17 protein-coding genes are annotated in these 14,796 nt (G+C 48.8%); 10 read left to right on the top strand and 7 right to left on the bottom strand.

Annotated features, from left to right (window positions below; translation table 11 throughout):
• Nucleotides 1-96: 96 nt before the first annotated feature.
• Together HBA93_RS05820 and HBA93_RS05815 are read left to right on the top strand one after the other, a co-directional pair.
• Nucleotides 97-690 carry a nitroreductase family protein gene (locus HBA93_RS05820; RefSeq protein ID WP_121992482.1) on the top strand — a complete coding sequence of 198 codons (594 nt, stop codon included), beginning with the start codon at nt 97-99 and terminating at the stop codon, nt 688-690.
• Between the two features lie 35 nt (nt 691-725).
• The gene (locus HBA93_RS05815) at nt 726-1,331 is read left to right on the top strand and encodes a flavin reductase family protein (RefSeq protein WP_221722657.1); all 606 of its coding nucleotides are present in this window, start codon (nt 726-728) and stop codon (nt 1,329-1,331) included.
• A gap of 41 nt (nt 1,332-1,372) precedes the next feature.
• Here the strand turns inward: HBA93_RS05815 and mazG are convergent, their stop codons facing one another.
• Nucleotides 1,373-2,197 carry a nucleoside triphosphate pyrophosphohydrolase gene (gene mazG, locus HBA93_RS05810; RefSeq protein ID WP_221722626.1) on the bottom strand — a complete coding sequence of 275 codons (825 nt, stop codon included), beginning with the start codon at nt 2,195-2,197 and terminating at the stop codon, nt 1,373-1,375.
• Between the two features lie 123 nt (nt 2,198-2,320).
• Between mazG and galE the strand changes: the two genes are divergently transcribed.
• Complete coding sequence (gene galE / locus HBA93_RS05805) at nt 2,321-3,331, top strand: UDP-glucose 4-epimerase GalE (protein ID WP_221722625.1); 1,011 nt, start codon at nt 2,321-2,323, stop codon at nt 3,329-3,331.
• 145 nt (nt 3,332-3,476) lie between these two features.
• A complete protein-coding gene (locus tag HBA93_RS05800; RefSeq protein ID WP_121992486.1) occupies nt 3,477-4,466 on the top strand; it encodes a bile acid:sodium symporter family protein in 990 nt (329 codons plus the stop codon).
• 75 nt (nt 4,467-4,541) lie between these two features.
• Here the strand turns inward: HBA93_RS05800 and HBA93_RS05795 are convergent, their stop codons facing one another.
• On the bottom strand, nt 4,542-4,733 hold the full coding sequence (locus HBA93_RS05795; RefSeq protein WP_075655140.1) for a CsbD family protein: 192 nt from the start codon (nt 4,731-4,733) through the stop codon (nt 4,542-4,544).
• Nucleotides 4,734-4,846: 113 nt separating this feature from the next.
• Here HBA93_RS05795 and HBA93_RS05790 point away from each other — a divergent pair, with 113 nt between their 5' ends.
• Nucleotides 4,847-5,671, top strand: a complete 825-nt coding sequence (locus HBA93_RS05790; protein ID WP_122095004.1) for a methyltransferase domain-containing protein — start codon at nt 4,847-4,849, stop codon at nt 5,669-5,671.
• Nucleotides 5,672-5,811: 140 nt separating this feature from the next.
• Here the strand turns inward: HBA93_RS05790 and HBA93_RS05785 are convergent, their stop codons facing one another.
• Complete coding sequence (locus HBA93_RS05785) at nt 5,812-6,165, bottom strand: cupin domain-containing protein (protein ID WP_221719579.1); 354 nt, start codon at nt 6,163-6,165, stop codon at nt 5,812-5,814.
• Nucleotides 6,166-6,351: 186 nt separating this feature from the next.
• On the opposite strand from HBA93_RS05785, the gene HBA93_RS05780 reads away from it, so the two are divergent.
• Both HBA93_RS05780 and HBA93_RS05775 read left to right on the top strand, forming a co-directional pair.
• Nucleotides 6,352-7,419: a D-alanine--D-alanine ligase family protein gene (locus HBA93_RS05780; protein ID WP_221722656.1), complete on the top strand. Its 1,068-nt coding sequence runs from the start codon at nt 6,352-6,354 to the stop codon at nt 7,417-7,419.
• Between the two features lie 55 nt (nt 7,420-7,474).
• Nucleotides 7,475-7,933, top strand: a complete 459-nt coding sequence (locus HBA93_RS05775; protein ID WP_121992489.1) for a GFA family protein — start codon at nt 7,475-7,477, stop codon at nt 7,931-7,933.
• Between the two features lie 290 nt (nt 7,934-8,223).
• On the opposite strand, the gene HBA93_RS05770 is transcribed toward HBA93_RS05775, so the two are convergent.
• Nucleotides 8,224-8,547 (bottom strand): hypothetical protein, encoded by a 324-nt coding sequence (locus HBA93_RS05770; protein ID WP_162994472.1) that lies wholly within the window; start codon nt 8,545-8,547, stop codon nt 8,224-8,226.
• A gap of 80 nt (nt 8,548-8,627) precedes the next feature.
• Here HBA93_RS05770 and HBA93_RS05765 point away from each other — a divergent pair, with 80 nt between their 5' ends.
• Nucleotides 8,628-9,308, top strand: coding sequence for a helix-turn-helix transcriptional regulator (locus tag HBA93_RS05765; RefSeq protein WP_221722624.1), 681 nt, complete (start codon nt 8,628-8,630; stop codon nt 9,306-9,308).
• A 5-nt stretch (nt 9,309-9,313) separates the two neighbouring features.
• Here HBA93_RS05765 and HBA93_RS05760 read toward each other — a convergent pair whose 3' ends face one another.
• Together HBA93_RS05760 and HBA93_RS05755 are read right to left on the bottom strand one after the other, a co-directional pair.
• Nucleotides 9,314-10,246: a DMT family transporter gene (locus tag HBA93_RS05760; protein WP_221722623.1), complete on the bottom strand. Its 933-nt coding sequence runs from the start codon at nt 10,244-10,246 to the stop codon at nt 9,314-9,316.
• Nucleotides 10,243-10,851: a TetR/AcrR family transcriptional regulator gene (locus HBA93_RS05755; protein WP_221722622.1), complete on the bottom strand. Its 609-nt coding sequence runs from the start codon at nt 10,849-10,851 to the stop codon at nt 10,243-10,245. The genes HBA93_RS05760 and HBA93_RS05755 overlap by 4 nt, the downstream gene beginning before the upstream one ends.
• 456 nt (nt 10,852-11,307) lie before the next feature.
• On the opposite strand from HBA93_RS05755, the gene HBA93_RS05750 reads away from it, so the two are divergent.
• Complete coding sequence (locus HBA93_RS05750; RefSeq protein WP_221722621.1) at nt 11,308-12,738, top strand: GGDEF domain-containing protein; 1,431 nt, start codon at nt 11,308-11,310, stop codon at nt 12,736-12,738.
• Between the two features lie 11 nt (nt 12,739-12,749).
• Here the strand turns inward: HBA93_RS05750 and HBA93_RS05745 are convergent, their stop codons facing one another.
• On the bottom strand, nt 12,750-13,067 hold the full coding sequence (locus HBA93_RS05745; protein WP_221722620.1) for a hypothetical protein: 318 nt from the start codon (nt 13,065-13,067) through the stop codon (nt 12,750-12,752).
• A 516-nt stretch (nt 13,068-13,583) separates the two neighbouring features.
• On the opposite strand from HBA93_RS05745, the gene proV reads away from it, so the two are divergent.
• The gene (gene proV, locus HBA93_RS05740) at nt 13,584-14,789 is read left to right on the top strand and encodes a glycine betaine/L-proline ABC transporter ATP-binding protein ProV (RefSeq protein WP_221722655.1); all 1,206 of its coding nucleotides are present in this window, start codon (nt 13,584-13,586) and stop codon (nt 14,787-14,789) included.
• Nucleotides 14,790-14,796: the final 7 nt, after the last annotated feature.

The raw sequence follows: 14,796 nt of genomic DNA, 5'->3' as shown, positions 1-14,796 counted from the left end.
CACATATTACTGCATATGCGCTCTGTCATTGCAGAGCAGAATTGGCAATAAAGACGGTCATAATGACGGAATCGAACAGAACAGACAGGAAAAAACGTGTCAGATCTCATTGATTTTTTGAAAACCCGCAGTTCCACACCGATTGTCGGCCTGATTGAGCCTGCACCTTCGGCAGATGAGCTGGCGCAGATCCTGACCATTGCTTCCCGTGTACCGGATCACGGTAAGCTCAATCCGTGGCGTTTTATCATTTATCGCGGCGATGCCCGTGTCCAGATCGGTGAAATGCTGGCAGAGCGTGCGGCACAGCGCGCAGCGGAGAATAATGAAGAGTTCTCTGACAGCCATCGTGAAAAAGAGCTGAAGCGCTTTTCCCGTGCGCCGCTTGTTATTGGTATTATTTGCAGCCCGCGTGATACAGACCGCATTCCTGAATGGGAGCAGTTCCTGTCATCAGGTGCTGCGGCGATGCAGCTTTGCAATGCTGCCAATGCATTGGGCTATGGCAGCAACTGGATTACCAACTGGTATTCTGATGATGAGGAGGGCAAGCGCCTGCTCGGAGTTGCGCCACATGAAAAAGTAGCCGGTTTTGTGCATTTAGGTACACCTAAAGCTCCGGCGCCGGATCGTCCGCGCCCTGATTTGCAGGCAATTGTTTCTGACTATAGCGGGCCATATCAGGGCTGAACGGGCATGCCGAAACAGAAGAGCAGAGTAATTTGATGTTTTATGAGCCGCAAAACGGGCATGACCTGCCGCATAATCCGCTCAAAGCCATTATTGCACCGCGTCCGATCGGATGGATCGGTACGCGCTCGAAAGAGGGGGCGTTGAACCTTGCCCCCTATTCCTTTTTCAATATGATTTGCGATACTCCGCCTTTGCTGATGTTCAGTTCGTCAGGTTACAAGGATAGTGTGGCTTTCATTGAAGAAACACGGGAATTTACTGCCAATATGGTTGGTGAGCATCTGGCAAAACAGATGAATGCAACATCCGTCAATGCGCCGCGCGGTGCCAGCGAGTTCGACTATGCGGGTTTAACGGCGGCTTCCTGTGAGCAGATTGCTGCGCCGCGTGTTGCGGAGGCCTATGCATCGCTGGAATGCGTTGCCGTAGATATAAGACAGTTACAGGGCAGGGATGGTCAGCCGACAGATTCTTATATGGTGATCGGTGAGGTTGTCGGTGTGCATATTGATGAGGCTATTCTCACCGATGGTCTGATTGATATCAGCAAATCCAGACCGGTAACCCGTCTTGGCTATATGGATTTCGCTACAACCGACACGGTTTATCAGATGTTCCGCCCCAAATGGGGCGAATAATCTGTTCCATAATCTGCGGGCAGGCCGGAGAACTGTAAATCTTACTTTCCGGCCTGTTTCGCTTTATTCCAGAGTGTTTCCATCTCATCGAGAGTGGCTGCTTCCAGCGAATGGCTGTTACTGTTCAGTGCGTCTTCAATGAAGTGAAAGCGGCGTTTGAATTTCTCATTGGCTGCGCGCAGTGCCATTTCCGGCTCCAGTTCAAGATGGCGCCCGAGATTGACCATGGCGAACAGCAGATCACCATATTCTTCAGCAATATTGGCCTTGTCCTGATTGTCCATAGCCTGACGCAGTTCCTGCGTTTCTTCCGCAACCTTATCCAGAATAGGCGCTGCTTCCGCCCAGTCAAAACCGACGCGTGCCGCTTTCTGTTGATATTTCAGCGCACTGACTAATGCCGGCAGATAAGTAGGTACGTCATCGAGAAAGCCTTTTTTCTCAGTGGTTTCAAGACCAAGCGCGGTGCGGCGGGCAATGCGCTCATCTTTTTCAATCTGTTTGATGCGGTTCCATGAACCTTTGGCCATACCAGCCGAGCGCGCCTCGTCATCGCCAAAGACATGCGGATGGCGGCGGATCATTTTAGTGGTGACAGCCTCAACAACATTTCCGAAATGGAAGCCGCCTTTTTCTTCGGAAATACGGGAGTGGAACACCACTTGCAGCAGCAGATCTCCGAGTTCTTCGCGCAGATCATCCATATCATCGCGCTCAATGGCATCAATGACTTCATAGGCTTCTTCAAGCGTGTAAGGCGCGATAGTGCTGAAATCCTGCTCCACATCCCACGGGCAGCCGGTATCCGGATCACGCAGTGCCACCATAATGTCTAAAAGGGTTTGAATATCACGGGAAGGCTGCATGTCTGGTTCCTGTCTGAACGGCGACCGGAAATAATTCCGGTTTATGATATGGCAATTTAAACCTACTGGTGCCATAAAATCGGGCACAAGAAAACCGTCTGTAAACAAATCAGCGAGAGACGAATGACAATTCTGGTAACCGGCGGTGCCGGCTATATTGGCTCGCATACCTGCGTACGCCTGCTTGAAACCGGCCATGATGTGGTCGTGGTTGATAATTTCGACAACAGCCATCCGGAGGTTTTTCAGCGTATTGAGCAGATCACCGGAAGAACGCCGAAACGCGAAACCGGTGATATCCGTGACCGCGAATTTCTCCAGAAAGTCATTCAGACCTATCAATGCACATCGGTGATCCATTTTGCCGGTTTGAAAGCTGTCGGGGAATCGACCCAGAAGCCGCTTTATTATTACGACTGCAATATGCTCGGCACTTTGCGCCTGCTGCAGGCCATGCGCAGTACCGGTGTGAAAAAGCTGGTCTTTTCTTCCTCTGCTACTGTTTATGGTGATCCGCAACGACTGCCGCTGGATGAAAACCATCCATTATCCGCGACCAATCCTTATGGCCGCACCAAGCAGATGATCGAGGAAATGCTGCGCGATCTCTATAATAGTGATCCTGAGTGGAGCATTGCTATTCTGCGCTATTTCAACCCTGTCGGCGCTCATGAAAGCGGGCTGATCGGTGAGGACCCGAAGGGCATTCCGAATAATCTGATGCCGATTATTGCGCAGGTTGCCACCGGCCGCCGCGAAAAACTGAGCATCTGGGGCAATGACTATCCGACACCGGACGGTACCGGTGTGCGCGATTATATCCATGTGACCGATCTTGCCGAAGGGCATCTCAAAGCACTGGCAAAGCTTGATGAACCAAAATGCATGGCCATCAATCTCGGCACAGGCGAGGGCTATAGCGTGCTGGATGTTATCAAAGCCTTTGAGCATGTTTCCAACCAGCAAATCCGTTATGAAATTGCACCGCGCCGTCCCGGTGATGTTGCTGCCTGCTATGCGGACCCTGCTCATGCCAAAGAACTGCTTGGCTGGAGCGCCAAGAAGAATCTGCGTGAAATGTGCGCCGATATGTGGAACTGGCAGTCAAAAAATCCGAACGGATATGCGGATTAAGATCGTCTGAAAGATATTTACTTTGCATCATGCCGATGATGCAAAGCAAAAATTATATCTGTCATAAAATCATTTAATTATAATGATATACACCATTATTTTAATCTATTACATCAGATTCAGAATACAGAAATGAGTTGGATATATGCGTTTTCTTCCCGATAAATTTATCTCGACTCTCATTCTGGCTATTCTGGTCGCTTCGCTCTTACCCGTCAAAGGTGAGGCTGCTTACTGGTTCGGACTGGCGACGAAATTTGCAATCGGATTGCTGTTCTTTTTGCATGGGGCAAGATTATCGCAGCAAGCCGTTGTGCAGGGCATTGTGCACTGGCGGCTGCATCTTGTCGTACTGGCCGTTACTTTTGTTGTATTTCCGCTGATCGGGCTTTCGCTTGGCTGGGCTATTCCGGGTTTCGCAAATTCAGCATTCTATGCGGGAATTCTGTTTCTCTGCGTCCTGCCATCAACGGTTCAGTCATCCATCGCTTTCACTTCCATCGCCAAAGGCAATGTACCTGCCGCGATTGTTTCCGCTTCCGCATCAAATATTCTCGGCATGTTTCTGACACCGCTGCTGGTCGGATTGCTGTTCACAACGCAAGGTGAGGCGGGCATTTCGCTTGATGCATTAGAGTCCATCCTGCTGCAATTGCTGGTTCCTTTTGTTGCCGGACAGATTTTGCAGCCATGGATCGGGCATTTTATACGCCGTCATAATAAAGCGCTGGGGCTTGTCGATCGCGGCTCTATCGTGATGGTCGTTTATCTCGCTTTCAGTGAAGCGATGGTACAGGGATTGTGGACGGAAGTTTCCGGTCATGATCTGGCGATTATGATTGCCGTGAATATCGGTTTGCTGGCCTTCATTCTGTGGTTTACCGGCTTCATTGCTAAAATACTCGGCTTCTCGCGTGCAGACCGGATTACAATCATTTTTTGCGGATCTAAAAAGAGCCTTGCCAGCGGCGCACCAATGGCCAGCGTGATCTTTCCGGCTGCGATGGTGGGCGGAATTGTACTACCACTGATGATTTTTCATCAGATACAGCTCATGGCTTGTGCTGTGCTTGCCAGAAGATATGCGGCACAGGCGGATGCGCTTGAAAACAGTCAGGCAGAGCAGGGACTTTGACAGAATAAGAGAAGAGGGTGCATCACCCTCTTCTCTTTAAGATTATGATATATCTTTATAATTTATGCGCATTCATCAGGCTTTATCGACGAATTTTTTGATTGTATCTTTGGCTTTGCCTTTAGCCTGCTGGGCTTCACCTTTCAGCTCCTGTGCACGACCCTCTGCCTCGAGTTTTGCAGAACCGGTAGCCTTGCCAACTGCCTGCTTGACATTACCGGCGGCTTCGTTAGCAAGGCCTTTGATTTTATCTGTTGTACTGTTCATGATAATCTCCCTTGAGGGTGTGATGTGAAATGACTCCACCGGATCAAAGTATAAGCAGCGCAACAGTTCCGGTATTTGTGCAGCATATTCCTGAATACAGAAAGTTATAAAACATGTCTGAGACGCCGATATTTGATGAAGACGCGCTGGAACAAGCCTATAATGAAGCGCTGAAACTGGAAAAATCCGGTGATTTTGACGGTGCCGCAAAAGCCTATCAAAAGGCGCTGGAGATTGATCCGGCAGACCATGGCGGCGCTGCTGTAAGACTGGCCAGTATGGGACGAGGCGCTGTGCCTGTGAGCGCGCCTCCGGCCTATGTCGCCACTTTGTTCGATCAGCATGCAGAGATGTTTGACACGATCCTCGTAGACGAGCTGGGTTATGATGTGCCGCTGCAGCTGGCCGACCAGCTGGAAGAAATTGATCCTGATGCACATTATGCCCGTATGCTCGATCTGGGCTGTGGCACCGGTCTTGGTGCGGATGCCTTGTTCGAAATGACCGAGCATCGCACCGGCGTTGATATTGCTGAAAACATGATCGCGATTGCGGATGAAAAAGGCGATTATAATGCGCTCTATGTCGGCGAAGTTGTGAACTTCCTTGACCAGACAACCGCACCGGCATGGGATATTATTATCGCTACGGATGTGCTGCCATATATGGGTGAGCTGGAGTCGTTTTTCTCGAAAATCCCGCTGAATTTGAACCGCAATGGCATTTTCGCATTTTCAAGCGAAACGCTGGCTGACAAGGATTTTGCCGGCCGTGATTATACCGTCGGGCCGCATCAGCGTTTTGCGCACAAGCGGGATTATGTTGAAAAGCTGCTGCTGAGCCATGGCATTAAAATGCTGCGCGTGACGGATATCACTGTGCGCAGCGAACAAGGTAAGCCGGTTCCTGGCCATTTATATATTGCCCGTAAGGTTTAAGCCTTAAAATCCAAGGATTACAGGACGGCAGATGTGGTGTCTGCCGTTCTTCCATATCACAATTAGTTCCATAATCTATCTTATGTGATTTAAATGCATGGCTTTGACCAATTGGCAGTGAGCCGCCTGACCGTCTCGGATCAGTCCAGATTTTCCTGTTCAAACTTGTCGGTAACATGAATATCCGTCATCTCCAGACTATGCGGGCCGAGATTGACATATTTATGCGGAATGTTGGCTGGTCCGAAGATGATCTGTCCCGCTACAGCCTCAAACTGCCGGTCACCGACTGTGAACAAAGCGCGGCCCTGACGTATGATAAAGATCTCATCATAAGGATGTTTATGCAGTCTTGGCCCGCGCCCGATATGCTCGGTCGTATAAAACATCACTGATACATTCGTACCAAAATGCTTTCCTTCAAACTCTCCGTGCCAAACATCAGGCTTTTCGGCCCATTCTGTGCGCTCGAGAATTGCTGCTTGTTTTTGCATGTGGTTCACCTCAACCTCATTCGGAATACAGTCTTTATTTACCATAAAAACTCAAAAGCCGCGGCTTTCAAGATTGTGCATCTATGAAACTTAATATGGCCGGATTTCCGGAAAATGATCTGGCTGAAAAACGATATTCATTATCTCCCGCATCTTATTGAAAATATTGATATTACGGATGGTGTCATGACCGGAAAACAAAGTAAATTGCGTATTGCTGTGCTGTTTGGCGGCCGCTCACCGGAGCATGATGTTTCGGTGCTTTCTGCTACCAATGTGATGCAGGCGCTGGATGCCAATAAATACGAAACTGTACCGGTTTTTGTGACCCGCGAAGGACAATGGTTACTCAGCACCTTTGAGCAGGGGCAATTGGCAAAGCCCTCCTCCGGTACTGAAATTTGCCTTGTTTCCGGCGGTTACGGGCGGATTATCGGTGTTGATGCACATAACGGGCTTCATGAATTGCCGAAAATTGATGCTTTATTTCCTGTTTTGCACGGGCTTCATGGTGAAGATGGTGCGGTACAGGGATTGGCTGAAGTTGCCTGCGTTCCGCTGATTGGCTGTGGTATTCTCGGTTCTGCTGTCGCACTTGATAAGGACATGACCAAACGCGTTAACCGAGAAGCTGCAGTTCCTGTTGCACATGCTGTGACACTCCATTCGGGAAATGTACCGGAATTTGCAGTGGTTGAGAACGCGCTCGGCCTGCCCTTTTTCGTGAAGCCTGCACGGCAAGGCTCATCCGTGGGTGTGAGTAAGGTTACAACACCGGCAGACTACAGACTGGCGCTGGATGAAGGTTTCCAGCATGACAATAAACTTCTCGCAGAAGAATTTATCCGTGGCCGAGAAATTGAATGTGCTGTGCTTGAGGATGCCGATGGTACGCTTTTCGTTTCTCGTTGCGGCGAAATCACGCCGGCTGAAAGCCACGGTTTCTACAGCTATGATGCGAAATATACAGACGAAAACGGTGCGGCTTTAAAAGTGCCGGCCGATTTGCCGTCATCTGTTGAAACGCAGATCCGTGAGATGGCGAAAAAAGCGTTCCGTGCTACAGGTTGTGATGCGATGGCGCGCGTGGATTTTTTTGTGACGGATGATATGCGCATCATTCTCAATGAAATTAATACGATTCCGGGCTTTACCGATATCAGCATGTATTCGAAAGTAATGGCTGTAAGCGGTGTCAGCTATACTCAGATTCTCGACCGGCTCATAGCACATGGTCTGAAGCGCGGCAGCTGATGAAGAATATGATTTATAAAATCAATGAGATACCAATTTTATAAGGATATCAGTGATGAAAACACCCCGACTGCCTTTGAACGGACAATGCCGCTGCGGAAAAGTCAGAATTGAGGTCAGCGCCGCCCCAATCATGACTGCCGCCTGTCATTGCACAGGGTGTCAGACAATGAGCAGCAGTGCATTTTCCTTAACGGCGATGATCCCCTCTTCCGGCTTTAAAGTCACGGAGGGTAAGCCGGTGATCGGTGGTCTGCATGGCCCGCAACAGCACCATTATTTCTGCGCTTATTGCATGACATGGATGTTCACGCGCATTGAAGGCATTGATGCCTTCCTCAACGTCCGGCCATCGCTGTTTGATGACCATAGCTGGTTTGTACCTTTTCTGGAGACCATGACAAAAGAGAAGCTGCCTTGGGCACAGACACCGGCACTACACCATTATGAAGCTTTTCCGCCGTTTGAAGATTTTGAAAAACTGATGAATGAATTTGCTCTGCAAATGGAGTGAAACTGCTGGTTTTCCTATGTTTAAAGCCGGTCAGGGCGCGATCATGAAGATGACATATGATGCGCCTGCTGATGCCTTATATTCAGCTCAAATCTGATGAGAATGAAACAGCCGTCACGCTTTACATGTTGTTGTGATCCGCGCGAAACGAACGAGGAAATCAATCTGGATTTCAATAGCAACGGGCAACTGATCGGGATATTGCAGGTCAGTAAGAAACTACCTGCATATTTGCTTGCATTATCGCAATCCTGATCTGTTCGCCAGAGATCGTTGAAACCGGACAAGTTTTATAGAATTGTTCCGAATTCCATACTCTCAGGCTCAATCAGTGCCAGAAAAGCATCGCAAACGGGTTGATTGCGCCAGCTTGCACAAATTGCCTTTGCATGGTCCTCAGTCAGCGCAAAAGCAATATCAAGAAAAGCACCATCGCCAAGCTTTACCAGATGCTGGCTGCACCAGCCATTCTGTTTGGACAAATGGCTTGCAATCATCAATTCATAGGCAGTGTGCATATCCGCTTCATTGACACCGTTTTTAAGACGAAAACGCCCCAATTCGAGACCGGATATTTTTGCCTGAAGGGATGTCTGGTTTTTAACTGATTGCATTGCATTAACTCCTTGTTTGAGGAGCGTTGCATACAATAATTCTCCTGACAGTTTCTGTCAGGATGCTGTATAGATACTCCATGCGTACACTTCGCCTTTTTGCTCTCCTCGATCATTTACGGGGCCGAACAGGGCCGGTTTCAGCAGAAATGCTGGCACAGGAACTGCAGGTTTCAGTCCGCACAATCTATCGCGATATGGCGACTTTGCAGGCTATGGGAGCGCCCTTGCGCGGAGAGGCCGGCATTGGCTATCAGCTGGAGAAGGGTTATTTTCTGCCCCCTCTTCATTTCGATCCTGATGAACTGGATGTTTTGATGCTCGGAACCCGCCTGATCGCTTCCCGCGGCGATGAAGCACTGGCTGCAGCTGCCCGTCGTGTCTCGGCCAAAATCAGTGCTGCTATTGGTTACGATAAAGGTGAAGCCTATACGCGTCTGCCATTACGTGCTGTTGCAAGACAAAGCTCTGAGAACGACAAGGCATCCGGACATCTTACAATCCTGCGCACTGCTTTACGCGATAAAGCCGTATTAAATATTACCTATTGCGACTTGGAGAATAAACGCAGTCAGCGAAGCGTTCGCCCGCTTGGCCTGACAATGTTTGAGCAGGTCTGGCTTCTGACTGTCTGGTGTGAGAGTCGCATGGATTTCCGTAATCTGCGCGCTGATCGTATTGAAGTCATTCAGTTTACAGACCGAGTATTCCGAGATGAAAAAGGCAAGCGTTTTGAAGACTATCTCAAAACGCTTGCCTGACGAACTTACCGCGCCTGCTCCTTCTTCGGAGCAGAGAGAATAACAAGGCAGGATATCACCAGCAAAGCGCCAAGCCATCCGAGTAGCGATAGGTTTTCACCAACGATTACAACGGCCAGCAAAGCGGCAATCACAGGTTCTGTGAGCGTTATTGTCGTCGCTGTGCTGACGGAAATACGCGCCAGAGCATAGCCAAATAAGACATAGCCGGTGAACATCGGTATAACAGCCATATAGGCACCGACAAGCGCATTATTCCATGATGCCAGCAGTGCTCCGCCGGTCAGCAGCAATACCGGCATCAGCAACAGGCCGCCTGCTCCGAAAATCGATCCCATGGCAGCTTTTGAGGAAATGCCTTTACACATCAACCGGTGCGCTGCCCATGCATAAAGAGCATAGGTCAGTCCGCCGACAAGACCCAGCAATACGCCTGCCGCAGTCGCTCCCGCAGAAAATGCAACTGATGCTGTCTGATGGTCACTGCCACCGAAAAAGCAAAGCAGAACAATGCCGGAAAGCCCCAGAGCCGCACCGAAAATCCATTGTTTGCTCAGGGTTTTACGATCAATCACCCATTCAATCAGTGCGGAGAACAAAGGTGCGGAACCGATTGTGACAACCGTGCCGACTGTGACACCGGCAAGATACATCGACGAGTAAAAGGCCAGCGGATAGACGGCCACAGAAACCGCGCCGAACAAGACGAGAAGCCATTGTTGCTGTAATTTTCTGTAGTCGCGTTTCAAAGCCCGTAAAGCAAGCAGCGCTTGCAAAAGCCCGCCTACCCCCATGGCAACGGCACCGATGGCCATGGGGCCGACCTCAGGAGCAAAAGTTGCCGCGGTGCCGGTCGTGCCCCACAGAAAGGACGCGATTAAAACGCAGACAATGCCAAGCCCTGCACTATCCGTTTTGATAACTGATACATTGCTCATAAACCGGCCAGAATACTTTCTGCAAGACATCTTGCTTGCTGAACACGCTTACTGTTTCCCTCAAGACCGGCGCGTGAGAATGAGCCCTCCAGCAGAAATGCCAGATGTTCTGCGGTCATTTCCACCTGCTCCGCTGTCAATATGTCCCCTGTTTTCGTGCGCCATTTCTGCAGATGCTGAACAAGGAGGTGCTCCACCTCTTCTTTGTGGCGGCGCACAGCCTCCCTGCCCTTATCGCCCACGGTGAGCTCAGCTGCGGCATTCAACAATCCGCACCCGCGAAAGCCGTTCTCATAATCATATTCAGCGTGATCTCTGTAGGCATCAAACACTGCCATAACACGCTCTTTCGCGCTGGCTGCTGCTGCTAAACGAGCAGCATATAAATCGAGCCATTCCTGATGCCTCATCTCAATAAAGGCGGCGACCAGCTCGGATTTTGACGCAAAATTATTATACAGGCTCATTTTGGCAACGCCTGCTTTAGCTGTAATCATATCAATGCCGGTTGCGTTGATCCCGTAATTATAAAACAGGATACCCGCCGCATCGAGCAGGCGATCTCGCACAGATTGAGCTTTGGATGGCTTTGCAGAGGCAGACATAATTTCTCTTTTTAGTTATTAGGTAGGTCAGTCTACATATAAATTCTTGAGCAGACAAGCCGGTAATATATTTGTGAACAGAGTATTCATTTAAAAACAGCTATTTAACCGTATCATTCATCAACGAGACATAATAATGAGGATCATTGGCGGAGCTTGGCCGGTATAGTTATGAAACCGGTCTGGCAGCAGACAGACCATAATCTTTGTGCAGCGCAGCATGTTTCATTTGAAGATATGTTGCGGCAAGGGAATTTATATGCACCGGCATAAACGCTTCCATACCGCCCCCGCCTGCTACACTTTTTAACAAGGTGTGAGGCATTTTCAGTCAGAGAATCCTATTGGAAATGCTCAGTTTTTAGAATTTATGTGCATTTTAAAAACCGAAAACAGTTCAGCGTTTTGGTTTTTTGAAATACACCCCAGCATATGAGCGATGAAGCTATGACGGTTATGAATATCCCTCCTCTGTCCTCAGAGATAACCGGCGATGATATCCGTACCCCTCATATCGGCCTGACGCCATCTGAAAGCGAGTGGGTACACCTCATCCATAGCTTGCCTGATAATCTAGCAAAGCAACTTGCCTGTCTGATCGAGGCCGATAAAGACCGTCTGGTTGGTGTTTTCTACGAGCGGTTGCTGCAAAATCCGGATGCAAGTCCGTTTCTCTCTCAGGATGTGGTTCACGACCGCTTGCAGCATTCGATGCGCGGCTGGTTGCGCCGGCTTTTTGTTGAGCGAACCATGGATGTTGCGGTGTTCGTGGCCGAGCAACGCAAGATCGGCGAGGTTCATGCGCGTATTCAGGTCCCTATTCATGTTGTTATGCAGGGCGCGCGCCTGCTGAAAAACGAGATTGTCCATCAATTGCAAAGTCAGACAATCAGTCTTGGTGACTTTGCTGTGATGGCCGATTATGCCGGTAATGCCATTAATATTGCTATTGAGTTTATGAGCCAGGCTTTTGTCAGCAATACCAAAAGCGATGCCCAGACTGATGAAGCCTATCGTGCTTTTGCACTGAGTCAGGATGTGACTCTGGAGCGGGAAATCCAGCGTGCCAGCCTTATGGAATGGAGCCAATCCGTTCTGTTCAGTCTTTACGGCAACAGGCGTGAAGCTGTGCTGCCCCAACTCTCAAGTTCGGACTTCGGTCTGTGGCTACATCATAAAGGCGATATGATTTTTCATGGTTCGCCGGTTCTGGAAAATATACGCGCGGATATGAAATATATCGACACCGTATTGTTGCCGGCAATTGCCGGTGCCGGTGAAGATGCGGATCAAAACCTCACAGAACTGATTGAATCCTTTAAGAATAAAACCGGAGAGATCAAATTTCTGCTGGCAGAACTCTTTCAGGTCGCCGCAGCAATGGAAACCGGCCGGGATCCGCTGACACGCACACTGAACAGACGGTTTCTGCCCTCTATCCTGTCGCGGGAAGTCAAAATGGCTTCGCAAAACCGGATGGAGCTGAGTGTCATGATGGTCGATATCGACAATTTCAAGCGCATCAATGACACTTACGGTCACGGTGGCGGGGATCATATTCTGCAGCATGTGGCAGAAAGTATTTTCACGCATTCGCGCGCCAGCGATTTTGTCTTCCGTTATGGCGGAGAAGAGTTTCTTGTCGTGCTGATTGAGGCAAGTACAAAAACTGCTTTTGAAACTGCTGAAAAACTGCGGCTGAAAATATCCGGTCAGCAATTCTCGCTACCGGATGGCGGATCGCAAAATATTACATTATCGATTGGCGTTTCCACATTTAATGGTCATCCTGACTTCAGTCATCTGATTAAAACTGCAGATCAGGCTCTGTATCAAGCAAAGCAAAACGGCCGGAACCGTACTGAGGTTGCTATTCCTCTGTCGTGAGGAGCAGCGACTTAATCGCTCATGGTCGTGGCTGAAAGTCCCGTAAGTGCTGCGGATACAATTGCATCAGCGATACGCTTGTCTGTTTCAAAGTAATAAGGAATTTTTGCTTCATTGAGTGCAGCAATGAAGCGTTTAATAATCAGTTCAATATTGGATTTTTTGTAATAATTTTGAGACAGGGTACATACTGCCACAGTATAGGATATTCCGTATTTCACCGGCCAGTGGCATAGTAAAAACACCGACAAATCGGTCCAGCAGGATATTTTAAATATCTGCCCTTGCATTGGTTCAACAATAATAAAAAAATTCCAATCTTTCTCCATGTATTATCCATCAAAGATTGCAATGCTCATGATGATACTGCATTTTTAAGAATATAGAAGTGTATATTTATAAAATTTAATATTGAATATTTGATAATAAAAATTTTATCTGATGCAGCTAACTTTTGATCTTTTACTTCACGTCTTACCGATATCGCAGATTTTTCATTTGGTTTTCCATCGCGGATATGGTGAGAATCTCTGTTGCATAGAATGCGGTTTCACACGCATCAGCATGCATATTTTTTAGCTATACATCCTTTTCCCGATCATGCGCTATAGCCTGAAAATGCGGGGTTTTGCAGCATTTCCAATGCGTCGGGTGGACTTTTTTTGATATTTCTCTATAATTATGAATATCAAATTAGAATTATCTGCGAATTTTCGATCTTTCTTAAAGCATAATTTTTGTTTTAATTTTGCAGATATTTCTATTTTTAAATACAAAAGGAGAATAGGTCTGCCATTATGGCAGGGTTAACTTATTATATGGCTGTTTATACAATTAATGAGAGTATGAATGAACCAAAGTCTGTAAAACTATCTTTAAAAGATGTTTTCAAAATCTTTGGTGAAAAGCCGGAAAAGGCAATGAGCCAATTGCGATCCGGGAAAAGTAAAACAGAGATCCACAGAGATACTGGTTGCACAATCGGTGTTGATGGGGCGAGCTTCGAAATTATGGATGGCGAGATCTTCGTCATCATGGGATTGTCCGGCTCAGGAAAATCCACACTTTTGCGCCTGCTGAACCGGCTGATTGAGCCGACCTCCGGCACGATTGCCGTTGACGGGCGTGACATTACCAAAATGTCCAAAGGCGAGCTGATCGATCTGCGCCGCCGCGATATGAGCATGGTCTTCCAGTCTTTCGCATTACTGCCAAACCGGACTGTTCTCAACAATGCTGCCTTCGGGCTTGAAGTTGCCGGCATGGCTGAGGCCGAGCGCCATGCGCGTGCAATGCAAGCGCTCACCGCCGTCGGTTTGGAACCCTATGCACAGAGCATGCCTGATCAGCTTTCCGGTGGTATGAAACAGCGTGTCGGTCTTGCCCGCGCTCTGGCCAATGAACCGACAATCCTGCTGATGGATGAGGCATTTTCCGCTCTTGATCCCCTCATCCGCACTGAAATGCAAGATGAGCTGATCCGTCTGCAATCAGAAAACAGTCGCACGATTATCTTCGTCAGCCACGATCTGGACGAGGCCATGCGCATTGGCGACCGTATCTGCATTATGCAGCACGGCAAGGTTGTGCAGGTCGGCACGCCGGATGAGATTGTTTCTGCTCCGGCGAATGATTATGTGCGCTCCTTCTTCAAAAATGTGGATGTGTCTCATGTGTTTTCTGCCGGTGATGTGGCGCGGAAAACCTTGCTGACGATCTTTGACCGTCAGGGTGTTTCCGCCGCTTCCGCTTTGGAACAGATGGAAACAACGGGGCGTGACGTTGCCGTTATTGTCGGCCGCGACCGCAGCTATCACGGCATGATCAGTCAGGACGGCCTGATTGAGAAGGTCAAAGCCAAATCCCCGCATCCGTACAGGGAAGCGTTCTTAAGCGATATCACTCCTATTGAAGCAAGCGAACCGCTTTCCAACGTGCTTGGCCGCGTTGCTGAAAGCCGCTGGCCGGTTCCGGTTGTTGATGAAAAAAACAGATATGTCGGTGCGATTTCCAAATCGGCACTTCTGGAAACGCTCGACCGCGCCGGTTGAGCTGAAA

It is taken from the genome of Ochrobactrum sp. SFR4 (assembly GCF_019730395.1).
Classification (GTDB): domain Bacteria; phylum Pseudomonadota; class Alphaproteobacteria; order Rhizobiales; family Rhizobiaceae; genus Pseudochrobactrum.
This window is presented reverse-complemented; position numbering and strand designations above follow the sequence as displayed.

Bases quoted from the DNA above. Each gene is read 5' to 3' on its own strand.
- HBA93_RS05780 (WP_221722656.1), top strand. From the start codon at position 6,352: ATGACCGGAAAACAAAGTAAATTGCGTATTGCTGTGCTGTTTGGCGGC.
- HBA93_RS05790 (WP_122095004.1), top strand. From the start codon at position 4,847: ATGTCTGAGACGCCGATATTTGATGAAGACGCGCTGGAACAAGCCTAT.
- proV (WP_221722655.1), top strand. From the start codon at position 13,584: ATGAATGAACCAAAGTCTGTAAAACTATCTTTAAAAGATGTTTTCAAA.
- HBA93_RS05760 (WP_221722623.1), bottom strand. From the start codon at position 10,246: ATGAGCAATGTATCAGTTATCAAAACGGATAGTGCAGGGCTTGGCATT.
- galE (WP_221722625.1), top strand. From the start codon at position 2,321: ATGACAATTCTGGTAACCGGCGGTGCCGGCTATATTGGCTCGCATACC.
- HBA93_RS05795 (WP_075655140.1), bottom strand. From the start codon at position 4,733: ATGAACAGTACAACAGATAAAATCAAAGGCCTTGCTAACGAAGCCGCC.
- HBA93_RS05745 (WP_221722620.1), bottom strand. From the start codon at position 13,067: ATGGAGAAAGATTGGAATTTTTTTATTATTGTTGAACCAATGCAAGGG.
- HBA93_RS05800 (WP_121992486.1), top strand. From the start codon at position 3,477: ATGCGTTTTCTTCCCGATAAATTTATCTCGACTCTCATTCTGGCTATT.
- HBA93_RS05815 (WP_221722657.1), top strand. From the start codon at position 726: ATGTTTTATGAGCCGCAAAACGGGCATGACCTGCCGCATAATCCGCTC.
- HBA93_RS05785 (WP_221719579.1), bottom strand. From the start codon at position 6,165: ATGCAAAAACAAGCAGCAATTCTCGAGCGCACAGAATGGGCCGAAAAG.
- HBA93_RS05755 (WP_221722622.1), bottom strand. From the start codon at position 10,851: ATGTCTGCCTCTGCAAAGCCATCCAAAGCTCAATCTGTGCGAGATCGC.
- HBA93_RS05770 (WP_162994472.1), bottom strand. From the start codon at position 8,547: ATGCAATCAGTTAAAAACCAGACATCCCTTCAGGCAAAAATATCCGGT.
- HBA93_RS05775 (WP_121992489.1), top strand. From the start codon at position 7,475: ATGAAAACACCCCGACTGCCTTTGAACGGACAATGCCGCTGCGGAAAA.
- mazG (WP_221722626.1), bottom strand. From the start codon at position 2,197: ATGCAGCCTTCCCGTGATATTCAAACCCTTTTAGACATTATGGTGGCA.
- HBA93_RS05750 (WP_221722621.1), top strand. From the start codon at position 11,308: ATGAATATCCCTCCTCTGTCCTCAGAGATAACCGGCGATGATATCCGT.
- HBA93_RS05765 (WP_221722624.1), top strand. From the start codon at position 8,628: ATGCGTACACTTCGCCTTTTTGCTCTCCTCGATCATTTACGGGGCCGA.